Origin of the sequence: Pseudomonas sp. TYF_14 (assembly GCF_043105275.1) — a bacterium.
Classification (GTDB): domain Bacteria; phylum Pseudomonadota; class Gammaproteobacteria; order Pseudomonadales; family Pseudomonadaceae; genus Aquipseudomonas; species Aquipseudomonas alloputida.
The window spans coordinates 1-2,298 of record NZ_JBICLK010000090.1 but is presented as its reverse complement, the minus strand read 5'-3'; the positions used below and the strand labels follow the sequence as shown (position 1 = coordinate 2,298).

The 2,298-nt window shown below is 51.7% G+C and carries 3 protein-coding genes; all 3 read right to left on the bottom strand.

Annotated features, from left to right (window positions below):
* Positions 1–28: 28 nt before the first annotated feature.
* Complete coding sequence (locus ACF8O8_RS26580; protein WP_392510809.1) at positions 29–988, bottom strand: hypothetical protein; 960 nt, start codon at positions 986–988, stop codon at positions 29–31.
* Between the two features lie 102 nt (positions 989–1,090).
* On the bottom strand, positions 1,091–1,552 hold the full coding sequence (locus tag ACF8O8_RS26575; RefSeq protein ID WP_126404339.1) for a hypothetical protein: 462 nt from the start codon (positions 1,550–1,552) through the stop codon (positions 1,091–1,093).
* Between the two features lie 12 nt (positions 1,553–1,564).
* Positions 1,565–2,298, bottom strand: a 734-nt coding sequence (locus ACF8O8_RS26570) for an RHS repeat-associated core domain-containing protein (RefSeq protein ID WP_392510807.1), incomplete at its 5' end; no start/stop codon positions are given.

Here is a 2,298-nt window from a genome sequence, read left to right as displayed (position 1 = left end):
TTGGCTTCCACCTTGTGGTAGGTGGGGTTCATGGATCGGTTACGTTGTGTCCCGAATAGGTCTTGCCCGTGTGGGGTAGGTCAAGGAAGCGACCGATGATCTTTTCGAGGTTAGCGTTTTCGTCATTGGCGGCGTTGGACATCCCTCGGCGCTGTGTTTGGGTGAGTACCTCGGCAATCAGGTTGTCGCTGGCATCGTAGCGATAGGCCTTGTCCAGCAGCGGCAGCACTTCAGCAGGAGCATCGCGGTAGTGAATAGCCTTGCCGGCCAGGCGACCGCTGGTGTCGTAGCGTGTGCGGGTGACCAGTTTGCCTTGGGTGCGCAGGACCTCGTCGTGCACCGCATCGCGCTCGAAATCGCTGATCACCCGGCCGTTCAAGTTGATCTGGTGCAGGTGTCCGCTGCCGTAGTACAGGTGATTGAGTTCGCGCTGGTCGGGCAGCACCAGGGTCTGCAAATTGCCCAGCGCGTCGTAGCGGTACTGCAGCAGGCCCGCGCTGTTGGTTTCGCTGAGCAGTTGCCCGTTGGGGTCGTAGGTGTAATCGAGTTGCTGCTTCTTGCCCTGGTTGTCTGTGAAGGTGATGGACAGCAGATTGTCGGCCGCGTCGTAGCGGTAGTCGGTGGTGCCATCTTCGGTGCGCTTGCTGACAAGCCGGCCGATGGCGTCCCGCTCGAAGTCATGGCGGATGGCAGCCGTCCGTGTCGGCGGGGCATTATCGGACAGGGGCGGCTGCTCGTCAGGCGAGGGCACATGGGTAAGACGAATGACCTCATCCAGCACGTTGTAGGCATAGAGGCGGCCACTGCCATCCAGGTCTTTTTGTGCCACCAGCCGGTCCAGTTCGTCCCAGCCGAAGCGGTATGACTCGTCATTCTCGTTGGTGAGTTGCAGTAGCCGACCATAGGCGTCGTAGCGGAACTTCACGCTGTAGCCCATGGCGTCCGTGCGTTCGACCAGCCGGCCGCTGGGGTCGTAGCGAAATTGCAGGCCTCGAGCGGTTCATCGCCTGAACAAATTAAAGTCGCAGATCTCAGTAGTTCCTGATTGATTAAATGCGCCAGTGTGAGCGCTGATATATAATAATGCTGGTCAGAGACTTTTATTGGGAATATGTTCTTTGAGAAGCTTGTCTGATATTCTGCTCCACCATGGTTTCTCAGTGTTGATTTGTTTGGGTGGGTTGGTGAATCGTTTGCTTTTCAGTGCGTTAATTATTAGCTCGTCAGATTCCTTGATTATGTTGTCATCATGATGGAGGCCGAGTGTTGTCATGATGTTTATAGAATCAAATAAATGCCCTATTTTTTCGCTCTCCTCGTATAGTAACTCGCTTTCATGAGTGGATAGGCGCTTCAAGTATTCAAAGGTTAGTTGAATGACGTCAGGGAATTTTGAGTTGTTAACGCTTGAAACAAATTCCATTAGAATTTCCCTGCTAGCTAGTTTGTCATTGCAAAGCCATGTGTAAATTTCGCTAGCCAGCATTTCAATGTCATGAGGTCTTCGGTATCCTTTTCTAATGGTAGCCATTATTTTTTTCTCAGGGGACATAATCTAAAACCTCTAATTTGGAGTGCTGAATCCAGGTAGGCGCCTTAAGTTTGACCACGATTCAGGGAAATGAGTTAAAATAACAGGTACTTTTCCTGTCTGACTGGTTGCGGTAAATAATCCAGTGTCAGGATCGTGATAGCCGACTCTTGGCTTGTTAGTGTACCGGTCCCTGTAGGTGAATTTTCTTCCATTTTGTATCGTCGTTCTTGCACTAAAATCGTATTCCTTCGCTGAATTTGCTCCTACTTGAGAGCCATGCTTTTCGAAATGATCTCTAAGTCCGGGCCCATTAAGGTTTTGACGTGCTCTATTCCATTTCGAGCTCTTGGCGACACCACAGAACAATCCAAGAGGGTCAATCCATGCCAGCGGGTTCGGTCCATACGCGTATGAGTTTAACCCGCCTTCCAGTCCAATGGGATCCGGTTGAATAAAGTGACCAGTGGTAAAATCGTAGAACCTGAAGGTGTTGTAATGGAGGCTTATTTCTCTGTCAACATACTGACCTTGATATCGCAGGTTCTGTTCTCTCGCCTGGTGTGGACTGTGCCACTCATCCCGCGTCTTCCCCCAGCCCTCATAATCGTTACGCCAAATCGCATTGCCATTCGCGTCAGTCAGTTGCTCGGGAAGCCCGGCCAGGTTGGTATGAAAATACTGAACCACCTCCCTACCCATCGACCCATCGATCCGTGCTAGCGGCTCATAGCTGTCCGGAGTGGCATACACATACAAGCTAGCCA

Excerpts from the sequence above, each read along its gene's own strand:
- ACF8O8_RS26575 (WP_126404339.1), bottom strand. The coding sequence starts at position 1,552 with ATGTCCCCTGAGAAAAAAATAATGGCTACCATTAGAAAAGGATACCGA.